Below are 17,271 nucleotides of genomic sequence, written 5' to 3'. Positions count from 1 at the left end.
AGTTATCTTTTATAGCCTTGCTTTGAAACCCATTCTGAATATTTTTTGGCAATAACCATATGTTCTTCATACGTTTCAGCAAATTCATGATATCCAAATTTTTCAACACTTGCACAGAAATACAAATAATTATGCTTTTCGGGATTTAAAACCGCATCGATTGCACTTACATCTGGCATAAAAATAGGTCCTGGAGGTAAGCCTTTAATTCTATATGTATTGTAGGGTGAATTTACTTTTAAATCATTAAACGTAACCACTTTAATTTGTTGGTTCCAATCCCCAGACTCTCTTTTAACTGCATAAATTACCGTTGGATCGGCTTGTAAAGGCATGTTATCCTTTAATCTATTTAAATAAACTCCTGCTACTTTAGGACGCTCATCCGCGTGTGCAGTTTCTTTATGCACAATGGAAGCTAATGTATAAACCTCCGCTGGTGTTAAATTTTGTTCTTTTGCTTTTCCTAATCTTGTTTCCGTCCAAAATCTTTTATATTCCTTAGCAAACTTTTCAGCTAATTCCTCTGCAGTAACATCCCAATAAAATTCATAGGTATTTGGAATAAAGTAAGTCAATAATGTTTCTTTTGTTAAATTATTTTCCTTTAAAAATTGCTCATTTTCAAAAACTGCTTTTAATTTATCTACACTTGGTTCTACTTGAGAAGCAATGCGTTCAAACAATTTATCTACACTTTCTTGATTGTTAAACGCTAATTTAACTGGAACCGGCAAACGTAACGAACGTACAATTGAAAAACTACTCATTCCCTTTTTCAAAAGAAATTTACCTGATTTTACATTTTCCATGTACCCTCTTTTACTAGCAACCCAATCGATTTTGTCTTGATTAGCAACATAAGGCGCAATAATTTTCTTTACTGCTTCATAATTAGAACCGGTTGGCACATAAACAAATACTTCCTCTTCTTGGAATTTTGTATTACTTGTAAAAGCTTTATTGACAACGTATCCGCCAAATAAAATCCCTACTAATAAAACTACAACTACAATTTTTGTAACTACTTTTTTCATTCTTTATGGGTTGTTTATTAATTGGAATAATACTTCGTCAACAAATTGACCATTAATTTTATTCCATTGTTTTTTTATTCCTATTTTTTGGAAGCCAAATTTAGTAAAAAGCTTAATACTAGCTTCGTTATTAATGCTAATATTTGCATAAAGTTGATGCAATTGTAAATGTGAAAATGAATAGGTAATTAACTGCTGTAAAACCTCTGAACCTAATCCATTGCCTCTTGATGCTTCTTGAATCACAATTCCAACACCCGCTCTACTATTTTTAAAATCAAAATCAAACAAATCTACTAATCCAATTAACTGATTGGACTTTTTATCTTCAATGGCTAACCTTAACTGTTTGGCTTCATAGATATCTTGGTGTGCATTTTCCAAATATTGTTTTAACACCCATTTACTGTACGGCGTTTGAGTATGACTGACTTCCCAAATCAACTCATCATTTTCAATTTCATATAAAAATGTTAAATCTTCAGGTTCTAAAGCCCTCAAATCAATATTTTCTCCTTTTAAAATCATCCAATTGCTTCTTTAATTTTTAACGCGCATTTTTCTCCATCTATAGCTGCAGAAATGATTCCGCCGGCATAACCCGCTCCTTCACCACAGGGATAAAGTCCTTTTATTTGTAGGTGTTCTAAAGTATAATTATCTCTTGGAATTCGAACAGGAGAAGACGTTCTACTTTCTGGAGCATGCAATATTGCTTCATTAGTAAAATAACCTTTCATTGATTTTCCAAACTGTACAAAACCTTCGCGCATAGTTTGTGTTAAAAACCCTGGAAACACTTCACCAAATTCCACACTTTGTGTACCCGGAACATAAGAAGTCTTGGGAATACTAGATGAAATTTTTGATTGCGAAAAATCAACCATACGCTGTGCTGGAACTTGTTGTGTACTTCCTGCTAAGCGCCATGCCCGTTGTTCAATATCTTTTTGAAATTCCATTCCTGCCAAAGGTCCAAACTGAGCAAACGGCTTAAAATCTTCCAATCTTAATTCAACAACAATTCCAGAATTTGCCGTAGCTTGATCTCGTTTTGAAGGCGACCAACCATTCGTTACTACTTCCCCATTCGCTGTAGCACAAGGTGCAATAACTCCACCTGGACACATACAAAAAGAGTACATTCCTCTTCCTCCAATTTGTTTTACTATACTATACGGTGCAGGTGGTAAATACGCTCCTCTAAAATCGCAAGAATATTGGATAGAATCAATTAATTGTTGAGGATGTTCCGCTCGAACTCCTAAAGCAAAAGGTTTAGCTTCAATCAGTACTTCTTTTCGATGCAATAATTCAAAAATATCACGAGCAGAATGTCCTGTAGCTAATATCAATTTTGAAGCATGAATGGTAGAACCGTCTTGAATTTGAACTCCTTGAACTTCATTATTCTTTATCAAAATATCTGTAACTCGAGTTTCAAACAGTACTTTTCCACCGTGCTCTATAATTTTTTCTCTTATATCTTGAATAATTTGCGGCAATTTATTAGTACCAATATGCGGATGAGCTTCCACCATAATATCTGGAGTGGCACCAAATGCTACTAACAATTGCAGAATTCGATCTACATCGCCTCTCTTTTTTGAGCGCGTATATAATTTACCATCAGAGTACGTTCCTGCCCCACCTTCTCCAAAGCAATAATTTGAATCTTCATTAACAATTCCATCTCTGTTAATTGCTTTTAAATCACGTCTTCTTCCACGAACATCTTTCCCTCTTTCAAGAACAATTGGTTTTAATCCCAATTCAATTAACTGCAAGGCTGCGAAAAGTCCGGCCGGACCTGCCCCTACTACAATCACTTCTTGAGCATTTTCTACATTAGGATAATTAGGCAATTCAACTTTGTTAACTACTAACGGCTCTCCCGTTAGGAAAACATGCAGTTTTAAATTAAATTTTATAGTTCGTTGACGCGCATCAATAGAACGTTTGATAACCACGATCTTTTGAATGTCTTGAACTGGAACCTGAATTAACTTAGCAATATGAGGATACAATTGCTCATCATGATGAGCAACTTCTGGAGAAACTTGAACCAATAATTCACGTGGCATGTACAAACAATTTAGTATGCAAAAATAGACAAAATTGTTGGTTATTTGAAATGAGACAATTTGTACTATTCGCCTAGTAATATTCCTGAAACATTCCAAGCACTGAAACTTCCGCCTTCGGATTGACCTTGTGGAATTTTCACCTGAAACGTATAATCTCCAGCAGGCAAATCACCTAAATCAATATAAGTTGGGGTAGTAACCATTCCTGGACACCAATTGGCTCTACTATAATCGGAAGAAGACAAGCCGTTTGGAAAATTCCCTGAAGCTGGATTGAATTGACGATAGGATCCACAATCTTGTCGCCAAGGCGTAAATTGAAAAACTTCTTTACCATTCATAAAAAGGGTATTTTTTTTAGGCACAAATTCATCTCCATTTTCCCAACCGCCGTGACCTGTTGTGATGTATCTTAGTTTAACATTTTTCAATGGTTGTTCTAATTTAACCTGCACTTCCAATCCTTTAGCAACATCAAACATAGTTCCATATTCTTGTCCGCCCATTTCCATTACATTAGTTGTATTAAATAACGGAATCATTTTTTGGAGTTTCGATGGTACATCTTCAGGATGCAACGTAATATTCATAGAAATTTTATGCCCTCCTTTATCATAATTACCAATAAATACCCCAATCCAAACTTCTTGATTGGCATACTGTTGTAAAACATCGGTAATCTCCTGACGATAAAACACTTGTTCTTCCCAATTTTTATCTTTTAGTTGAATATGATTATATTGTTTAATTCCAAATGGAGTAAAAAAGCGCATCAATTCGGTTAAAGGTTCATAAGAAGTTGTGGCCACTACCCCTTGGTATTTTTTACCATTGCCGTTTTCATAAATAGGTAACACTTCTTTCCCTTTTTCCAACCCACTTAAAAAAGTTTGCTTAGACGATTGAACAGGAATGATAAAAACAGAGCCAGTACGATCATAAGCATCACCATTAGATTGTTCAATTAAATCTAAAAACACCAATTGGTTTTTGGTTTCACTTGGAACTTTTATTTTTCGTAAGGCAACAGTTCCATTCACTAATTTTAATATAGAATCTGTTGATTTAACATCAGATGAAAAATTAATAATTTCATCTTTAAAAATTGGGATGGTTGTAAAACGACTTTTCCAAAGTAAATCTTTATATGTTAATACATCTACATTATTTTTGGTTGTATTCGTTATATCCGTTTTGAGTTTCACTTTTTTTATTGAAATGGCTTGAGTTGTACTGTTTCCATTCCTGGTTATTTCTAATACCAACCCTAAATTAATTCCTAATAGCGACGGACTCGCTTTTACCGGAATTTGATTCGTGTACCAAATTTCAATTGTGTTAGAATTTATAATTGTTTTTGCTTTTTTACAGCTGTACCCAAGAATTTTTTTAGTATCAGGCAACAATTCAAGTTGTTGTTTTTGAATCGCTTCTTTGTCTTCATAACTAACTACTTGGTTATTTTTTAATGATGCCACTTGAGTGAAACTTAAATCAGTTGTATTGACAATGGTTTTTTCAAATGGAACAGTTGCGCTGTTATTTTGGATTTTTTCTGTAGAAAGCAAAGCATAAGTTGAAGTAGCAATGACTTTTATTAAATCTTGATTATCTATGATTTTACCATTTGAACTTCTTTGGTAAGTGATTTCAAAAGCTGTATTTTGACCTATTGTAAAAAGTGATATAAGGAAAAAAAAATTAAATAGGATATACTTCATTTTAGCAGTAATTTTGTTGTGTAAAATAGTTAGTTAAAAGTATTCAAAAATATAAAAAACCTTTTAAGATGAATAAGAAAATAAAACTTATATGGGATTTTAGGGGTGCAACTGCTGCAAAAACAGCCGAACATCATGAAATTCATTTAAAAGAATTTATTCAAACAGAAAACTATAGTTTAAATATAACTGGATTTGAAATAGTAAACGAAATGTATGCTTTGGCTTATTTAGTAGTGGAAGAAAATGATATGATAAAATTCCGAGATCTATTAAAACCTCATAGAGGAGAATATTATGAATAAAAAAAGCCATCATTACGATGGCTTAAACTAAATAAATACTTCAACTAATTTAAAACTGGAACTATAACTTTATCTAGTACATGTATAACGCCATTGGCACATTGTACATCTGTAGCTACAATATTACTCACACGATTATTAGCATCAGTAATTTTAGGACCGTTTGTTAAACCAATTGTAAAGTTTTGTCCTTGAAATGTGGTTACTGACATATTATTGGTTAAGTTGGACGATAAAACATTAGCTCCTGCAACAACATGATATTTCAATGTGTTTTCTAAAACATTAGTAGGAACATCGTTTAAAGTTGCCCATCCAAACTCAGTTAATAAATTTGAAAAGGCTGTATTTGTTGGGGCAAAAACAGTGAAAGGAGAAGAAGCCGTACCAGACAATATACCTACAAAATCAGGCATATCATTTCTAGTTAGAGCTGCTACTAAAGATGTAAAGTTAGCATTTGCTGTTGCATGTGTTACTATCGTTGGTAATCCAATAACTGCATTCACCTGATGAATAACACCATTTGAAGCATCAATGTCAGCTGCTGTAACCGTTGAAACACCATTTAATTTAACACCACTTGTAGTATTTACATACATACTTAGTGTATTTGTTGCTGAAGCACTTCCTTTACCTAGTGTCTTTACATAACCAGTAGATAACTCATTTGAAAACAACTCATCATTAATAACATGATTTAATAAAATTTCTTTTAATACAGGTACAGGAACTGCATCAACTGAACTAAATCCGTTGGCTGCCAAGAAGGTATTAAATGCTTCATTTGTTGGAGCAAAAACGGTAAAATTACCTGATCCGCTAAGAGTTGCTGTTAATCCAGCTCTGTTTAATGCAGATACAAGAATTGAAAAATTTGGATTAGACGAAGCAATACTTGCCACAGATTGCTGGTTTACAATTGGAGTTGAATCATCATCTCCGTCACAACTCATTAAGACTGTTGAAAGAACTAGCCCTAAAATTTTTAATTTAATGTTTCTTTTCATAATTCAATTTTTTTTATATTAATTTTGTTTAAACAAATTTAAAAAACGTTAAACATAAAAAATTTGAATTGCTGAAAATTTAATAGATTTTTATTTTTTGTTTAAGCCGTTCTTCTTCCAAAAAACGAGAAAGTAAGCATAAATAATTATAAAAAACAAAACACCCAATCAAGTTCAAATCGTAAAAGTTAAACAAGATTGGGTGTTTTGAATATTAAAATGTTTATTTTTTAATTCGCTACTTCACTAATAAATTTAATTCGCATTAAACGAAGTTCTTCAGTATCGTAATCACCATCAAATTCTTTCAGTGCATCTTCAATTCGGTCTGTTTCAGATTCCATGAAATAATCGTGAATTTCTTCCTGTTGGTCTTCATCTAAAATATCATCCAACCAATAGGTAATATTAAGTTTAGTTCCTGAATAAACAATTTGCTCCATCTCTTTCAACAAATCATCCATACTTAATCCTTTTGCAGCTGCAATATCATCTAAAGCCAATTTTCTATCAACGTTTTGAATGATGTATAATTTTAAACCAGAATTAGCTCCTGTAGACTTTACAACCAAATCATCCGGACGGATAATGTCATTATCTTCAACATAACGCGCAATTAAATCCACGAATGCTTTACCATATTTTTTAGCTTTACCTTCGCCAACACCATGCACATTACTTAATTCGTCAATGGTGATTGGATATTTTAACGACATATCTTCGAGAGAAGGATCTTGAAAAACTACAAAAGGAGGCACCCCATGTTTTTTTGCTTCTTTTTTGCGCAAATCTTTTAACATTGCCATTAAAGCTTCATCTGCTGTTCCTGAAGATTTAGAAGCGGAAACAATAGTATCATCCTCTTCTTCGTTGAATTCATGATCTTCTGTCATCATAAAAGAGTATGGTTTTTTAATGAAATTTTCACCTGTAGATGACAATTTCAACACACCATAACTTTCAATATCTTTTGTAATAAAACCAGCAACTAAAACTTGTCGTATTAATGCCATCCAATATTTTTCGTCGTGAGAAGTTCCTGCTCCAAAACAAGACAAAGTATCAATTTTTTGTGCTTTTATTATAGCATTCACTTTACCTACTAAAGCCAAAATAACTTCTTTCGGTTTGTAGAGTTGCTTGGTAGCACGAATTACTTCTAATAAAGTAACCACTTCGTTTTTGGCTTCTACTTTCTTTTTTGGATTTCTAACATTATCATCCATGTCGGCCCCTTCCCCATTTACTTCATCGAATTCTTCTCCAAAATAATGCAATAAATATTTTCTACGAGACATTGAAGTTTCGGCATACGCCACTACTTCTTGTAATAAAGCATAACCAATTTCTTGTTCGGCAACAGGCTTTCCTGCCATGAACTTTTCTAATTTTTCAATATCTTTATAAGAGTAATACGCTAAACAATGCCCTTCTCCTCCATCTCGACCAGCGCGACCAGTTTCTTGATAATAACTTTCTAATGATTTAGGAATATCGTGGTGAATTACAAAGCGTACATCAGGCTTATCGATACCCATTCCAAAAGCAATAGTCGCCACAACCACTTCAACATCTTCCATTAAAAACATATCCTGATGTTTCGCTCGAGTCTTGGCATCTAATCCTGCATGATAAGGAACCGCCGAAATACCATTTACCTGAAGTACTTGGGCAATTTCTTCTACTTTTTTTCTACTCAAACAATATATTACACCAGATTTTCCTTTGTGTTGTTTAATAAAACGAATAATATCTGCTTCAACATTTTTAGTTTTAGGGCGTACTTCGTAATATAAATTTGGTCTATTAAACGATGCTTTAAATACGTTTGCATCGGGCATATCTAAATTTTTCAAGATATCTTCTTGCACCTTTGGAGTAGCAGTTGCCGTTAAACCTATAATTGGCACATCGCCTAATTGTCGAATTATATTTCTTAAGTTTCTATATTCAGGTCTGAAATCATGACCCCATTCCGAAATACAGTGTGCTTCATCAATAGCCACAAAAGAAAGTTTTACTTCATTTAAAAACTGAATATATTCTTCTTTGGTTAAAGATTCTGGAGCAACATACAACAATTTCGTTTTACCCGAAACTATGTCGGCCTTAACCTGATTAATCTCAGTTTTAGTTAAAGAAGAATTTAAAACGTGGGCTACACCCATTTCCGAACCTAAACTTCGAATGGCATCAACTTGATTTTTCATCAAGGCAATTAAAGGAGAAACCACAATTGCCGTTCCTTCCAATACTAATGCAGGCAACTGGTAACACAATGATTTACCCCCTCCTGTTGGCATAATAACAAAAGTATTATGACCTGATATGATACTTGTAACAACTTGTTCTTGTAACCCTTTGAACTGGTTAAATCCGAAGTATTTTTTTAATTCTTTGTACAAATCAATCTCGTGTTCTCTCATGTAAAAAAATGCTAGATTTTATTAACAAATTTAATTCGAAATTTTTTATTTGATTTTACCTAAATTTGCAAACATAAAGATACTACTATTCTTGAAAAATAAAAATATAATTATTTGAATTTTGAACACAGCTGAAACAATACTACTAAATGCAAAAAAATCAATACTTTCTCAAAGTGAAAGCATTGCCAAATTAATAGACTTTTTAAACGAAGATTTTATAAAAACAGTTGAACTAATCTACAACAGTAAGGGCAGATTAGTTGTAACGGGGATTGGAAAAAGTGCCATAATTGCTCAAAAAATTGTTGCAACTTTAAATTCTACAGGTACGCCTTCGCTTTTTTTACATGCTGCTGAAGCCATTCATGGAGATTTAGGCATGGTACAACCTGGCGATGTTGTAATTTGTATTTCAAAAAGTGGAAACAGTCCAGAAATAAAAGTATTGGCTCCTATAATCAAAAATTTTGGAAATACTTTAATAGGAATGACCGCTAATGAACAGTCTTTTTTAGCTCAAGAATCGGACTTCGTTTTATTAGCCTATGTTGATGCAGAATCTTGTCCTAATGGATTAGCACCAACAAACAGTACTACAGCTCAATTAGTTTTGGGAGATGCACTGGCTGTTTGCTTAATGCAGATGAGAAATTTTAGCAGTGAAGATTTTGCCAAATACCATCCAGGAGGCGCTTTAGGTAAAAAATTATTACTGCGTGTAAAAGATATGTTAGACACTACACACACACCACAAGTGAGTCCAGAAGCGAGTATTAAAAAAGTCATCATGGAAATCTCAGAAAAAAGATTGGGTGTAACTGCAGTAATTGAGCATAATAAAGTAATTGGTATCATAACCGATGGAGATATTAGAAGAATGCTAAACGATAGAGATTCGTTTGCTGATTTATGCGCAAAGGATATCATGACAAAAAACCCAAAGCATATTTCTTCTAACCTATTAGTTTCTGAAGCGTTGGACGTATTAGAAAACAATAAAATCACACAGTTAGTGGTATTAGACAACGAAGAATACAAAGGAATTTTACATTTACACGATATATTAAAAGAAGGAATAGTATAAACCAATGGCAAAACAAAAAAAAAATGTAAATGAAATGTCTTTCTTAGACCATTTAGAAGAATTTAGATGGTTATTAGTAAGATGCTCTGCTGGGATATTAATTGGTGCTTGTATCGCAGGTTACTTTAATGAATTCATTTTTAAGGAAATATTATTTGGTCCAATGAATGGAAAATTTGTTACCTATGAATTTTTCTGTGAATTGGCTCAAAAATATGATTTAGACCGAAGTTTTTGCAATACTACATTAAACTTTTCTGTTCAAAACACCGAAATTGAGGGACAGCTTTCATTATTAGTTTGGACTTGTATTACAGCCGGATTAATCATCAGCTTTCCCTATATTTTATTGCAATTTTGGAATTTTATAAGTCCTGCCTTATATAAAAATGAAAAGAAAAATGCCATTAAATTCATAGTTGTATCTTCCTTACTATTTTTTATTGGTGTTGCATTTGGATATTTTGTTTTAACGCCACTATCCTTAAACTTTTTATCTAACTTTTCAGTTTCAGAATATATTAAAAACGACATTAATGTTAACTCCTATATTGGGACTGTAAAAACAACTTCTTTAGCTACAGGACTAGTATTTGAATTACCAATTATTATTTATTTCTTATCCACTATTGGACTTGTAACACCCAAATTCCTGAGAGAATACAGAAAATGGGCATTAGTAATTATTTTAATCTTGGCTGCAATTGTTACGCCACCAGATGTAATTAGTCAAGTAATTGTTACTATTCCTTTAGTAATTTTATATGAAATAAGTATTTTCATTAGTGCAGCAGTTCAAAAAAAAGATAAAAACAAAACAACATGAGTAATTTAGTAAAAGAATTTAATGATTACCGTTCTAAAATGAACGAAAAATTATTAGCAGATGACAATAAAGTAATTAAAAGAATATTCAATTTAGACACTAATGCCTATATGGAAGGCGCATTAGATGTAAAAACAAAAGAATTATTAGGATTAGTTGCATCTGCTGTTTTAAGATGTGATGATTGCATTAAATACCATTTAGAAACTGCCTATAAAAATGGGGTTTCTAAAACCGAAATGATGGAAGCTATGAGTATTGCAACTTTAGTTGGTGGAACTATTGTTATTCCACATTTAAGAAGAGCTTATGAATTTTGGGAAGCTTTAGAAAACGAGAAAATTGGTGAATAAAAAAATTAGTTAATGTAAACAAACCGCAAATAGTTAAATAAAAAATAATAAAATTCGACCTTAAATTAATTTTATTATTTTTACGAATTATTGAAACATTGCCTAATTGCCTAATTGAATATTGACACATTATTATAATGAAATTAAGAGCAGAAAATTTAATCAAAACTTATAAAAAAAGAACGGTTGTAAAAGGAATTTCAGTTGAAGTAAACCAAGGTGAAATTGTGGGACTACTGGGTCCAAATGGCGCTGGAAAAACAACTTCTTTTTACATGATTGTAGGCTTAGTAAAACCAAATAGTGGAAATATATTTTTAGATGATACAAACATCACCGATTTCCCGATGTATAAACGCGCACAACATGGAATTGGTTATTTAGCTCAGGAAGCTTCGGTATTTAGAAAATTAAGTATTGAAGATAATATTATGTCGGTTTTACAATTGACCAATTTATCCAAGCAAGAACAAGAAGCCAAAATGGAGAGTTTAATTGAAGAATTTTCTCTTGGTCATATTAGAACCAACAGAGGCGATTTACTTTCTGGTGGTGAAAGAAGAAGAACAGAAATTGCACGATGTTTAGCTACAGATCCTAAATTTATTCTTTTAGATGAGCCTTTTGCTGGGGTTGACCCAGTTGCAGTGGAAGACATCCAACGTATTGTTGCCCAATTAAAAAATAAAAATATTGGTATATTAATTACGGACCACAACGTACAAGAAACACTTGCCATTACTGATAAAACGTATTTGATGTTTGAAGGAGGAATTTTAAAAGCAGGAGTTCCTGAAGATTTAGCAGCTGATGAAATGGTTAGAAAAGTGTACTTAGGTCAGAATTTTGAATTAAGAAGAACTAAAATAGATTTTAATGCCCCAAAAAAAGTATAAATCATCATGAAAAATCCTTCTGAAGAACAATTAGAACAATGGCATAAAGACCCAAACAATTGGAAATTGGGATTATTTTATTACAATCCAGATGATGAGCGATTATTTCCTCCTAAGCGAATGAAATGGGCTGGATGGACCGTTAATTTTGCAAATCCAAAATCTATTGTTGCATTTGTAGTACTTGTTATTGTATTACTATTATTTGTATACCGAAAACAAGTATTTTAATTATTTTTTCAAACAAACTCGTTTTAATTTTTCCACATCGCCATTAAACACGTTAACATCAACCAATTCATCAATACCGTGTAATTCTGCTTTTTCTGTAAATTGCCAAAGCAAATAATTAGGCTCTATATTTTCTTTCCAAGGATTATAATTTGCAATCCAAAATTCATAATCAGGGAAATCCTTTTGCAAAAAATCTTCAAAATATTTTTCTGGAGAATAAATTATAGGCTTTATTCCATAATGTTTTTCTACAAGAGTTAGCCAATTTTGCAAACCTTCTTTTAAGCGCTCCATAGATTGTCCTTTAGGCATTTTTTCAATATCTAAAATTGGAGGTAATTGCCCTTTTCTTAATTTAACTGTAGCTATAAAATTATTGGCTTGCTCAGTTGAATTTTCATCGGGTCTATAATAATGATAAGCTCCTTGTATATAAGGTGTTTTAGTCAACGAAACCCAATTCTCTTTAAATTTTATATCTCTTTTTTTACTTCCTGCAGTTGCTCTAACAATTACAAATTTAATTTCAAAAAGTTCCTCTTTAGCTTCTAAATTATCCCAATCAATTTCACCTTGATATTGAGAAATATCAATACCAAATGTTTTTCCTTTATGAGCTAGGACTACATCTTTAATTCTTTGATCTTCAAATTTTCTTTCAGCCTCCGATAATTGCGCATGATTCGATTTGAATCCCAAATAATACAACACATAATCTTTTTTTTGGTAAACAAAAATAATAAGAATTAGAGCTAAAAAAAGCCCAACTATCCATTTCATGGAAGTTGGACCTAGTATAGCATTTGATTTTTTCTTCTTTGGAGTATATCTTCTTTTTGAAGTAGATGCTGCCATTAAACCTTATTCAAAAATTTATTATTAACTACAGATAACAATACGTATAACAAAATCACTAAAGGAATTGCCAAGAACTGCAAACTAACTAACAGTACAGCAGCTAAGCCTAAGAATATGATTTGAATTTTACTCTTTTCCCAAGTAAATGCTTTTGCTTTAAGAGAAAACAAAGGTATTTCTGCATTTAACAAAAAGGCACTCAAGAAAGCAATAATAACCAATACAAACGGATTAGATAAGAATTCAAATATGAAACCATCCCCTCCTGTTTCTTCTAAAATAATTGGCAACGAACAAATCCAAAGTGCATTTGCTGGTGTTGGCAATCCAATAAAAGAGTCGGTTTGTCTTTCATCCACATTAAAATTTGCTAACCTATAACACGAACCCAATGTAATTAAAAAACCTAAATAAGGAACAACACCCATATAATAAGTATCTTCTGTTAAGGTATACTGCGCTTGATTTTCTTGAATATCACCCAACATTTTATACACAATTAACCCAGGAACTACGCCACTTGTAACCATATCCGCTAAGGAATCCAATTGCAAACCAATAGGACTTTGCGCATTTAAAGCTCTTGCTAAAAAACCATCCCAAAAGTCAAAAAATATTCCTAAACAAACTAAAGAAAAAGCTTCTGCATAATTACCATTAAAAGCGTGTATTAATGCGCATAAGCCCGCAAATAGATTTAACAATGTTAACGTGTTTGGAATGTGTTTTTTTATACTCATATTTGAAATATATTGTATTTTAAAGAACAAATGTAAACAATAAAATGCAAGAAATTGAGTTTAATACATAAGAATTTATGATATTTGTACGAAGAACAAAATTGGCCTGTGAAAAAGAGTCTTTTACTAGTAATAGCTTTATGTAGTTGGATATCATATGGACAAACCATAAGGAAATATTCCAATGAATTCATGAATATTGGTGTAGATGCTGCAGCTCTAGGGATGAGTAATGCCGTAACAGCACATACTTCAGATGTTAACTCAAGCTATTGGAATCCAGCAGGTTTATTAAAGCTTGAAGACAAGCAACTCAGCCTTATGCATGCTAATTATTTTGCGAATATTGCACAATATGATTATGCTGCCTTTGCAATGCCAATTGACGATAGAAGCGCATGGGGACTTTCGTTGATTCGTTTTGGCGTAGATGACATCCTCAACACCACACAATTAATTGACAACCAAGGAAATATTGATTACAACAGAATTTCATTGTTTTCCACTGCCGATTATGCCGTGACTTTTTCTTACGCCAGAGCTTTACCGCTAGAAGGTTTTAACTATGGAGTAAATGCAAAAGTAATACGACGAATTATTGGAGATTTTGCTTCTTCTTGGGGATTTGGATTTGATTTGGGCGCACAATATGAAACTAGAGACGAATGGAAATTTGGTGTAATGCTTAGAGACATAACTACAACTTACAACACCTGGTCTATTAATGAGGAAGAATACGAAAAAATTAAAAATGCAGTTCCAGGACAAAACCAAGAACTTCCAGAAACTTCTGAAATAACTTTACCAAAAGCCCAGTTGGGTATTTCTAAAAAGTTTGAATTCCATTACGATTATACTTTAGTTGCAGCCACTAATCTAAATATGCAATTTGCACAAACCAACGATATACTATCTACAAGTGTTGTGAGTATTGATCCTGCCATTGGTTTTGAATTTGGTTATATTGATTTAGCTTTTTTAAGAGCAGGTGTTGGAAATTTTCAACAAATTACTCAGATTGACAATACCAATAAATTAAGTTTTCAGCCAAATATTGGAATTGGATTTAAATATAAAGGCATACAAGTTGATTATGCTTTAACCGATTTAGGTAACCAAAGTGCCGCTCTATATTCCAATGTTTTTTCTTTAAAAGTTGATTTTAGTATCTTTAGATAATACACCATGTATAAAAAAATATTTTTTAGTTTATCATTATTCTTTTCCAATTTTATTTTTAGTCAATTACTGCTATCAGACAATGCAAAAGTCAGCATTATAACCTGTGGAACTGCTCCTGTTTCTTATGCTATGTACGGGCATACTGGTATTCGAATTCAAGACAACACCAAAGGAATAGACCAAGTATTTAATTATGGTGCATTTGATTTTACTACTCCAAATTTTGCCTTACGTTTTATAAAAGGGGATTTACAATATTTTGTAACAAGTGAAAATTATTTAAATTTCGAATACAATTACAAAATGGACAATCGTTCTATATATGAACAAGAATTAAATTTAAATGCAGCTCAAAAACAACAACTTTTTAATGAATTAAACAACAGCTTATATTCAGAGGAACGTTTTTATACTTATAAATTTATTGACCGAAATTGTACGACAATGGTAGTTGACAAAATCAATAAAATTTTAGGTAGCGAAACTATCAAACAACCGAAAAATAACAAATCGTATCGAGATATTCTTTACCCCTATATGACGGACTTTTACCAAAAATTGGGAATTCAGATTATTTTCGGAACCAAAGTTGATCAAGCAGCAACTCGTTTGTTTTTACCTTTTGAACTAAAAAAAGCATTAGAAAATAACAAATCGATTAGTAAACCAAGTGTTACTCTTTTTGAAGCAAGCGAAACTACAGCGCCAACCAATTATTTCAATTCATTTTACTCTCTTTTTGCTATAATGGCATTACTTATTCTAACGAGTAAAAAATGGATGCAACTCACTTACTTTACTCTAGCAGGTGTATTGGGAATATTTTTTAGTGTTGTCGGACTTTATTCTTTCCATGAAGAAGTACTTTGGAATTATAATATCCTTTTATTTAACCCTTTATTACTAATTTTTGGATGGTATTATTTTAAAAACAAACTAGAAAAAACCGTGCTTTTTGGTCAAATCAACATCGTGTTTACTAGCTTGTATCTTGTATATATATTAAATAAAATTCATTTGAGTATTGTTTTTCCAATAATCGCTTTACAATTATTTTGGCTAATTAAAATTACATTAGATTCCAAAAAGAGGATTATTGACCTTTAAGATATATAATAGTCCCCATTGTTTTTACTGTAATATTTACATCCAAAAACAAACTGCGGTGCTTAATATAATACAAGTCGTATTGTAATTTCATTAAACTATCTTCAATACTTTCTCCATAAGGGTAATTAATTTGAGCCCAACCTGTTAAACCCGGTTTAACAGCATGTCTTGTATGATAAAGTGGAATTTGTTCTGCAATCTGTTTAACAAAAACTTCTCTTTCTGGTCTAGGTCCTATAACAGACATTTCCCCTTTTAAAACATTTATAAATTGTGGAAATTCATCTAATCTAGTTTTTCTTAACCATTTACCTAATGGTGTAATACGCGTATCGTTAGTTTTTGCAAACACAGCACCATCTTTTTCAGCATTAACGACCATCGTTCTTAGTTTCACAATTTGAAACTTTCTTCCATTTTTCCCTACACGCTCTTGTTTATAAAAAAGAGGACCTTTATTCCAAAAATAATTTAAAATAGCAATGAAAGGAAGTAAAAGCAATAAAAATAACAATCCTATTAGTGAAGAGAATACATCAAATACTCGAACAAAGAATTCATACAAACGATTTTTGTCATTCTTCGTATACGGAAAATATTTGTTTAATTCTTTATCCTTTAAATGTAATGGAATTCGACTTGTAATATCCTCATACACTTCTTCATATTGTTTAATAGGTATGCCTGCATCGGCAATTTCCAATAATTTATTATAAATTTCTAAAGAATTACTTTTTGAGCCATCAGCTACAACAAATTCTGAAACAAAAACATTTTTTAAGAATAAATCAACTTGTGAAATTGACAATTCATTTATTGTAGTATCTAAATTTTTTTCATCAACTGGAATAAAACAAAGTACTTGAATATGAGGATCAGCACGCATTAAATCATTAGCCAAACGATCCACTTCTTTACTTTTACATACTAAAACCAATTTTTTTATGAATCTTTTTGAGGCCAAAAAATAAACATAAATAAACCTCCAAATTAACAATGCCATCAATACAACTCCAAAAAAGACAATGATCTCAATCCTTTTATTTGGGAAAACTGGAGTCAATAAAGGCGTTAATAAAAAAGCAGTTGAAACAAAAATTGAAGTAAGTATTAAACTTTTTGTTACTCTAAGTCGGTAACTTGCTACTTGCAAATTGTACATTTCAAATATCGTCCCAAAAATAGTTATGTAAATAGCTAAAACCGGAATCCAGTATATATTTTTTTCTAAATGGGCAAAATATTTAAAATCTGTTAAAGAAGAAACAATAAAAATACAAGCAACAATAAATAATATATCGAAAGTTCTAAGCAAAATTTTTCGCTCAGAAATTTCAAAATGTATTTTTCTTTTGGTTTGCATTTTTAATAGACATTTTTTATAAATATAAGTTAAAAA

Annotated in this window: 17 protein-coding genes; 8 read left to right on the top strand and 9 right to left on the bottom strand. The window is 31.8% G+C overall.

The window, feature by feature from the left end; genetic code table 11:
- Positions 1-2: 2 nt before the first annotated feature.
- The 4 genes from mltG to KQS_RS03550 form a co-directional block, all read right to left on the bottom strand.
- Positions 3-1,037, bottom strand: coding sequence for an endolytic transglycosylase MltG (gene mltG, locus KQS_RS03565; RefSeq protein ID WP_014387846.1), 1,035 nt, complete (start codon positions 1,035-1,037; stop codon positions 3-5).
- A 3-nt stretch (positions 1,038-1,040) separates the two neighbouring features.
- A complete protein-coding gene (locus KQS_RS03560) occupies positions 1,041-1,565 on the bottom strand; it encodes a GNAT family N-acetyltransferase (RefSeq protein WP_014387845.1) in 525 nt (174 codons plus the stop codon).
- The gene (locus tag KQS_RS03555; protein WP_014387844.1) at positions 1,562-3,121 is read right to left on the bottom strand and encodes an NAD(P)/FAD-dependent oxidoreductase; all 1,560 of its coding nucleotides are present in this window, start codon (positions 3,119-3,121) and stop codon (positions 1,562-1,564) included. Before KQS_RS03555 ends, KQS_RS03560 begins: the two co-directional genes overlap by 4 nt.
- 65 nt (positions 3,122-3,186) lie before the next feature.
- On the bottom strand, positions 3,187-4,845 hold the full coding sequence (locus KQS_RS03550) for a GLPGLI family protein (RefSeq protein ID WP_014387843.1): 1,659 nt from the start codon (positions 4,843-4,845) through the stop codon (positions 3,187-3,189).
- Between the two features lie 68 nt (positions 4,846-4,913).
- On the opposite strand from KQS_RS03550, the gene KQS_RS03545 reads away from it, so the two are divergent.
- Entirely contained in the window at positions 4,914-5,150 is a 237-nt protein-coding gene (locus KQS_RS03545; RefSeq protein ID WP_014387842.1) for a hypothetical protein, read from the top strand.
- Between the two features lie 44 nt (positions 5,151-5,194).
- Here the strand turns inward: KQS_RS03545 and KQS_RS03540 are convergent, their stop codons facing one another.
- Positions 5,195-6,160, bottom strand: a complete 966-nt coding sequence (locus KQS_RS03540; RefSeq protein WP_014387841.1) for a fasciclin domain-containing protein — start codon at positions 6,158-6,160, stop codon at positions 5,195-5,197.
- 230 nt (positions 6,161-6,390) lie between these two features.
- Entirely contained in the window at positions 6,391-8,586 is a 2,196-nt protein-coding gene (recQ, locus tag KQS_RS03535) for a DNA helicase RecQ (protein WP_014387840.1), read from the bottom strand.
- A gap of 121 nt (positions 8,587-8,707) precedes the next feature.
- Here recQ and KQS_RS03530 point away from each other — a divergent pair, with 121 nt between their 5' ends.
- The 5 genes from KQS_RS03530 (at position 8,708) to KQS_RS03510 (ending at position 11,979) form a co-directional block, all read left to right on the top strand.
- Entirely contained in the window at positions 8,708-9,673 is a 966-nt protein-coding gene (locus KQS_RS03530; RefSeq protein ID WP_014387839.1) for a KpsF/GutQ family sugar-phosphate isomerase, read from the top strand.
- A gap of 4 nt (positions 9,674-9,677) precedes the next feature.
- Complete coding sequence (gene tatC, locus KQS_RS03525) at positions 9,678-10,499, top strand: twin-arginine translocase subunit TatC (RefSeq protein WP_014387838.1); 822 nt, start codon at positions 9,678-9,680, stop codon at positions 10,497-10,499.
- The gene (locus tag KQS_RS03520; RefSeq protein WP_014387837.1) at positions 10,496-10,852 is read left to right on the top strand and encodes a carboxymuconolactone decarboxylase family protein; all 357 of its coding nucleotides are present in this window, start codon (positions 10,496-10,498) and stop codon (positions 10,850-10,852) included. The genes tatC and KQS_RS03520 overlap by 4 nt, the downstream gene beginning before the upstream one ends.
- 137 nt (positions 10,853-10,989) lie before the next feature.
- Positions 10,990-11,748, top strand: coding sequence for an LPS export ABC transporter ATP-binding protein (lptB, locus tag KQS_RS03515; protein WP_014387836.1), 759 nt, complete (start codon positions 10,990-10,992; stop codon positions 11,746-11,748).
- Positions 11,749-11,754: 6 nt separating this feature from the next.
- Positions 11,755-11,979 (top strand): DUF5808 domain-containing protein, encoded by a 225-nt coding sequence (locus KQS_RS03510; RefSeq protein WP_014387835.1) that lies wholly within the window; start codon positions 11,755-11,757, stop codon positions 11,977-11,979.
- On the opposite strand, the gene KQS_RS03505 is transcribed toward KQS_RS03510, so the two are convergent.
- Together KQS_RS03505 and KQS_RS03500 are read right to left on the bottom strand one after the other, a co-directional pair.
- Entirely contained in the window at positions 11,980-12,837 is an 858-nt protein-coding gene (locus KQS_RS03505; protein ID WP_014387834.1) for a GH25 family lysozyme, read from the bottom strand.
- Positions 12,837-13,580 (bottom strand): CDP-alcohol phosphatidyltransferase family protein, encoded by a 744-nt coding sequence (locus tag KQS_RS03500; protein WP_014387833.1) that lies wholly within the window; start codon positions 13,578-13,580, stop codon positions 12,837-12,839. Before KQS_RS03500 ends, KQS_RS03505 begins: the two co-directional genes overlap by 1 nt.
- A gap of 108 nt (positions 13,581-13,688) precedes the next feature.
- Between KQS_RS03500 and KQS_RS03495 the strand changes: the two genes are divergently transcribed.
- Both KQS_RS03495 and KQS_RS03490 read left to right on the top strand, forming a co-directional pair.
- Complete coding sequence (locus KQS_RS03495; RefSeq protein WP_014387832.1) at positions 13,689-14,759, top strand: putative type IX sorting system protein PorV2; 1,071 nt, start codon at positions 13,689-13,691, stop codon at positions 14,757-14,759.
- A gap of 6 nt (positions 14,760-14,765) precedes the next feature.
- On the top strand, positions 14,766-15,869 hold the full coding sequence (locus KQS_RS03490; RefSeq protein ID WP_014387831.1) for a lipoprotein N-acyltransferase Lnb domain-containing protein: 1,104 nt from the start codon (positions 14,766-14,768) through the stop codon (positions 15,867-15,869).
- Here KQS_RS03490 and KQS_RS03485 read toward each other — a convergent pair.
- Positions 15,856-17,235, bottom strand: coding sequence for an exopolysaccharide biosynthesis polyprenyl glycosylphosphotransferase (locus KQS_RS03485; protein ID WP_014387830.1), 1,380 nt, complete (start codon positions 17,233-17,235; stop codon positions 15,856-15,858). The two genes, KQS_RS03490 and KQS_RS03485, sit on opposite strands and share 14 nt — an antisense overlap.
- Positions 17,236-17,271: the final 36 nt, after the last annotated feature.

This window comes from Flavobacterium indicum GPTSA100-9 = DSM 17447 (assembly GCF_000455605.1).
In the GTDB taxonomy this organism is placed as follows: domain Bacteria; phylum Bacteroidota; class Bacteroidia; order Flavobacteriales; family Flavobacteriaceae; genus Flavobacterium; species Flavobacterium indicum.
Note: the sequence above shows the minus strand (reverse complement) of the source record. Positions and strands in the feature narration are given on the sequence as shown.

Bases quoted from the DNA above. Each gene is read 5' to 3' on its own strand.
- mltG (WP_014387846.1), bottom strand. From the start codon at position 1,037: ATGAAAAAAGTAGTTACAAAAATTGTAGTTGTAGTTTTATTAGTAGGG.
- KQS_RS03560 (WP_014387845.1), bottom strand. From the start codon at position 1,565: ATGATTTTAAAAGGAGAAAATATTGATTTGAGGGCTTTAGAACCTGAA.
- KQS_RS03555 (WP_014387844.1), bottom strand. From the start codon at position 3,121: ATGCCACGTGAATTATTGGTTCAAGTTTCTCCAGAAGTTGCTCATCAT.
- KQS_RS03550 (WP_014387843.1), bottom strand. From the start codon at position 4,845: ATGAAGTATATCCTATTTAATTTTTTTTTCCTTATATCACTTTTTACA.
- KQS_RS03545 (WP_014387842.1), top strand. From the start codon at position 4,914: ATGAATAAGAAAATAAAACTTATATGGGATTTTAGGGGTGCAACTGCT.
- KQS_RS03540 (WP_014387841.1), bottom strand. From the start codon at position 6,160: ATGAAAAGAAACATTAAATTAAAAATTTTAGGGCTAGTTCTTTCAACA.
- recQ (WP_014387840.1), bottom strand. From the start codon at position 8,586: ATGAGAGAACACGAGATTGATTTGTACAAAGAATTAAAAAAATACTTC.
- tatC (WP_014387838.1), top strand. From the start codon at position 9,678: ATGGCAAAACAAAAAAAAAATGTAAATGAAATGTCTTTCTTAGACCAT.
- KQS_RS03520 (WP_014387837.1), top strand. From the start codon at position 10,496: ATGAGTAATTTAGTAAAAGAATTTAATGATTACCGTTCTAAAATGAAC.
- lptB (WP_014387836.1), top strand. From the start codon at position 10,990: ATGAAATTAAGAGCAGAAAATTTAATCAAAACTTATAAAAAAAGAACG.
- KQS_RS03510 (WP_014387835.1), top strand. From the start codon at position 11,755: ATGAAAAATCCTTCTGAAGAACAATTAGAACAATGGCATAAAGACCCA.
- KQS_RS03505 (WP_014387834.1), bottom strand. From the start codon at position 12,837: ATGGCAGCATCTACTTCAAAAAGAAGATATACTCCAAAGAAGAAAAAA.
- KQS_RS03500 (WP_014387833.1), bottom strand. From the start codon at position 13,580: ATGAGTATAAAAAAACACATTCCAAACACGTTAACATTGTTAAATCTA.
- KQS_RS03490 (WP_014387831.1), top strand. From the start codon at position 14,766: ATGTATAAAAAAATATTTTTTAGTTTATCATTATTCTTTTCCAATTTT.
- KQS_RS03485 (WP_014387830.1), bottom strand. From the start codon at position 17,235: ATGCAAACCAAAAGAAAAATACATTTTGAAATTTCTGAGCGAAAAATT.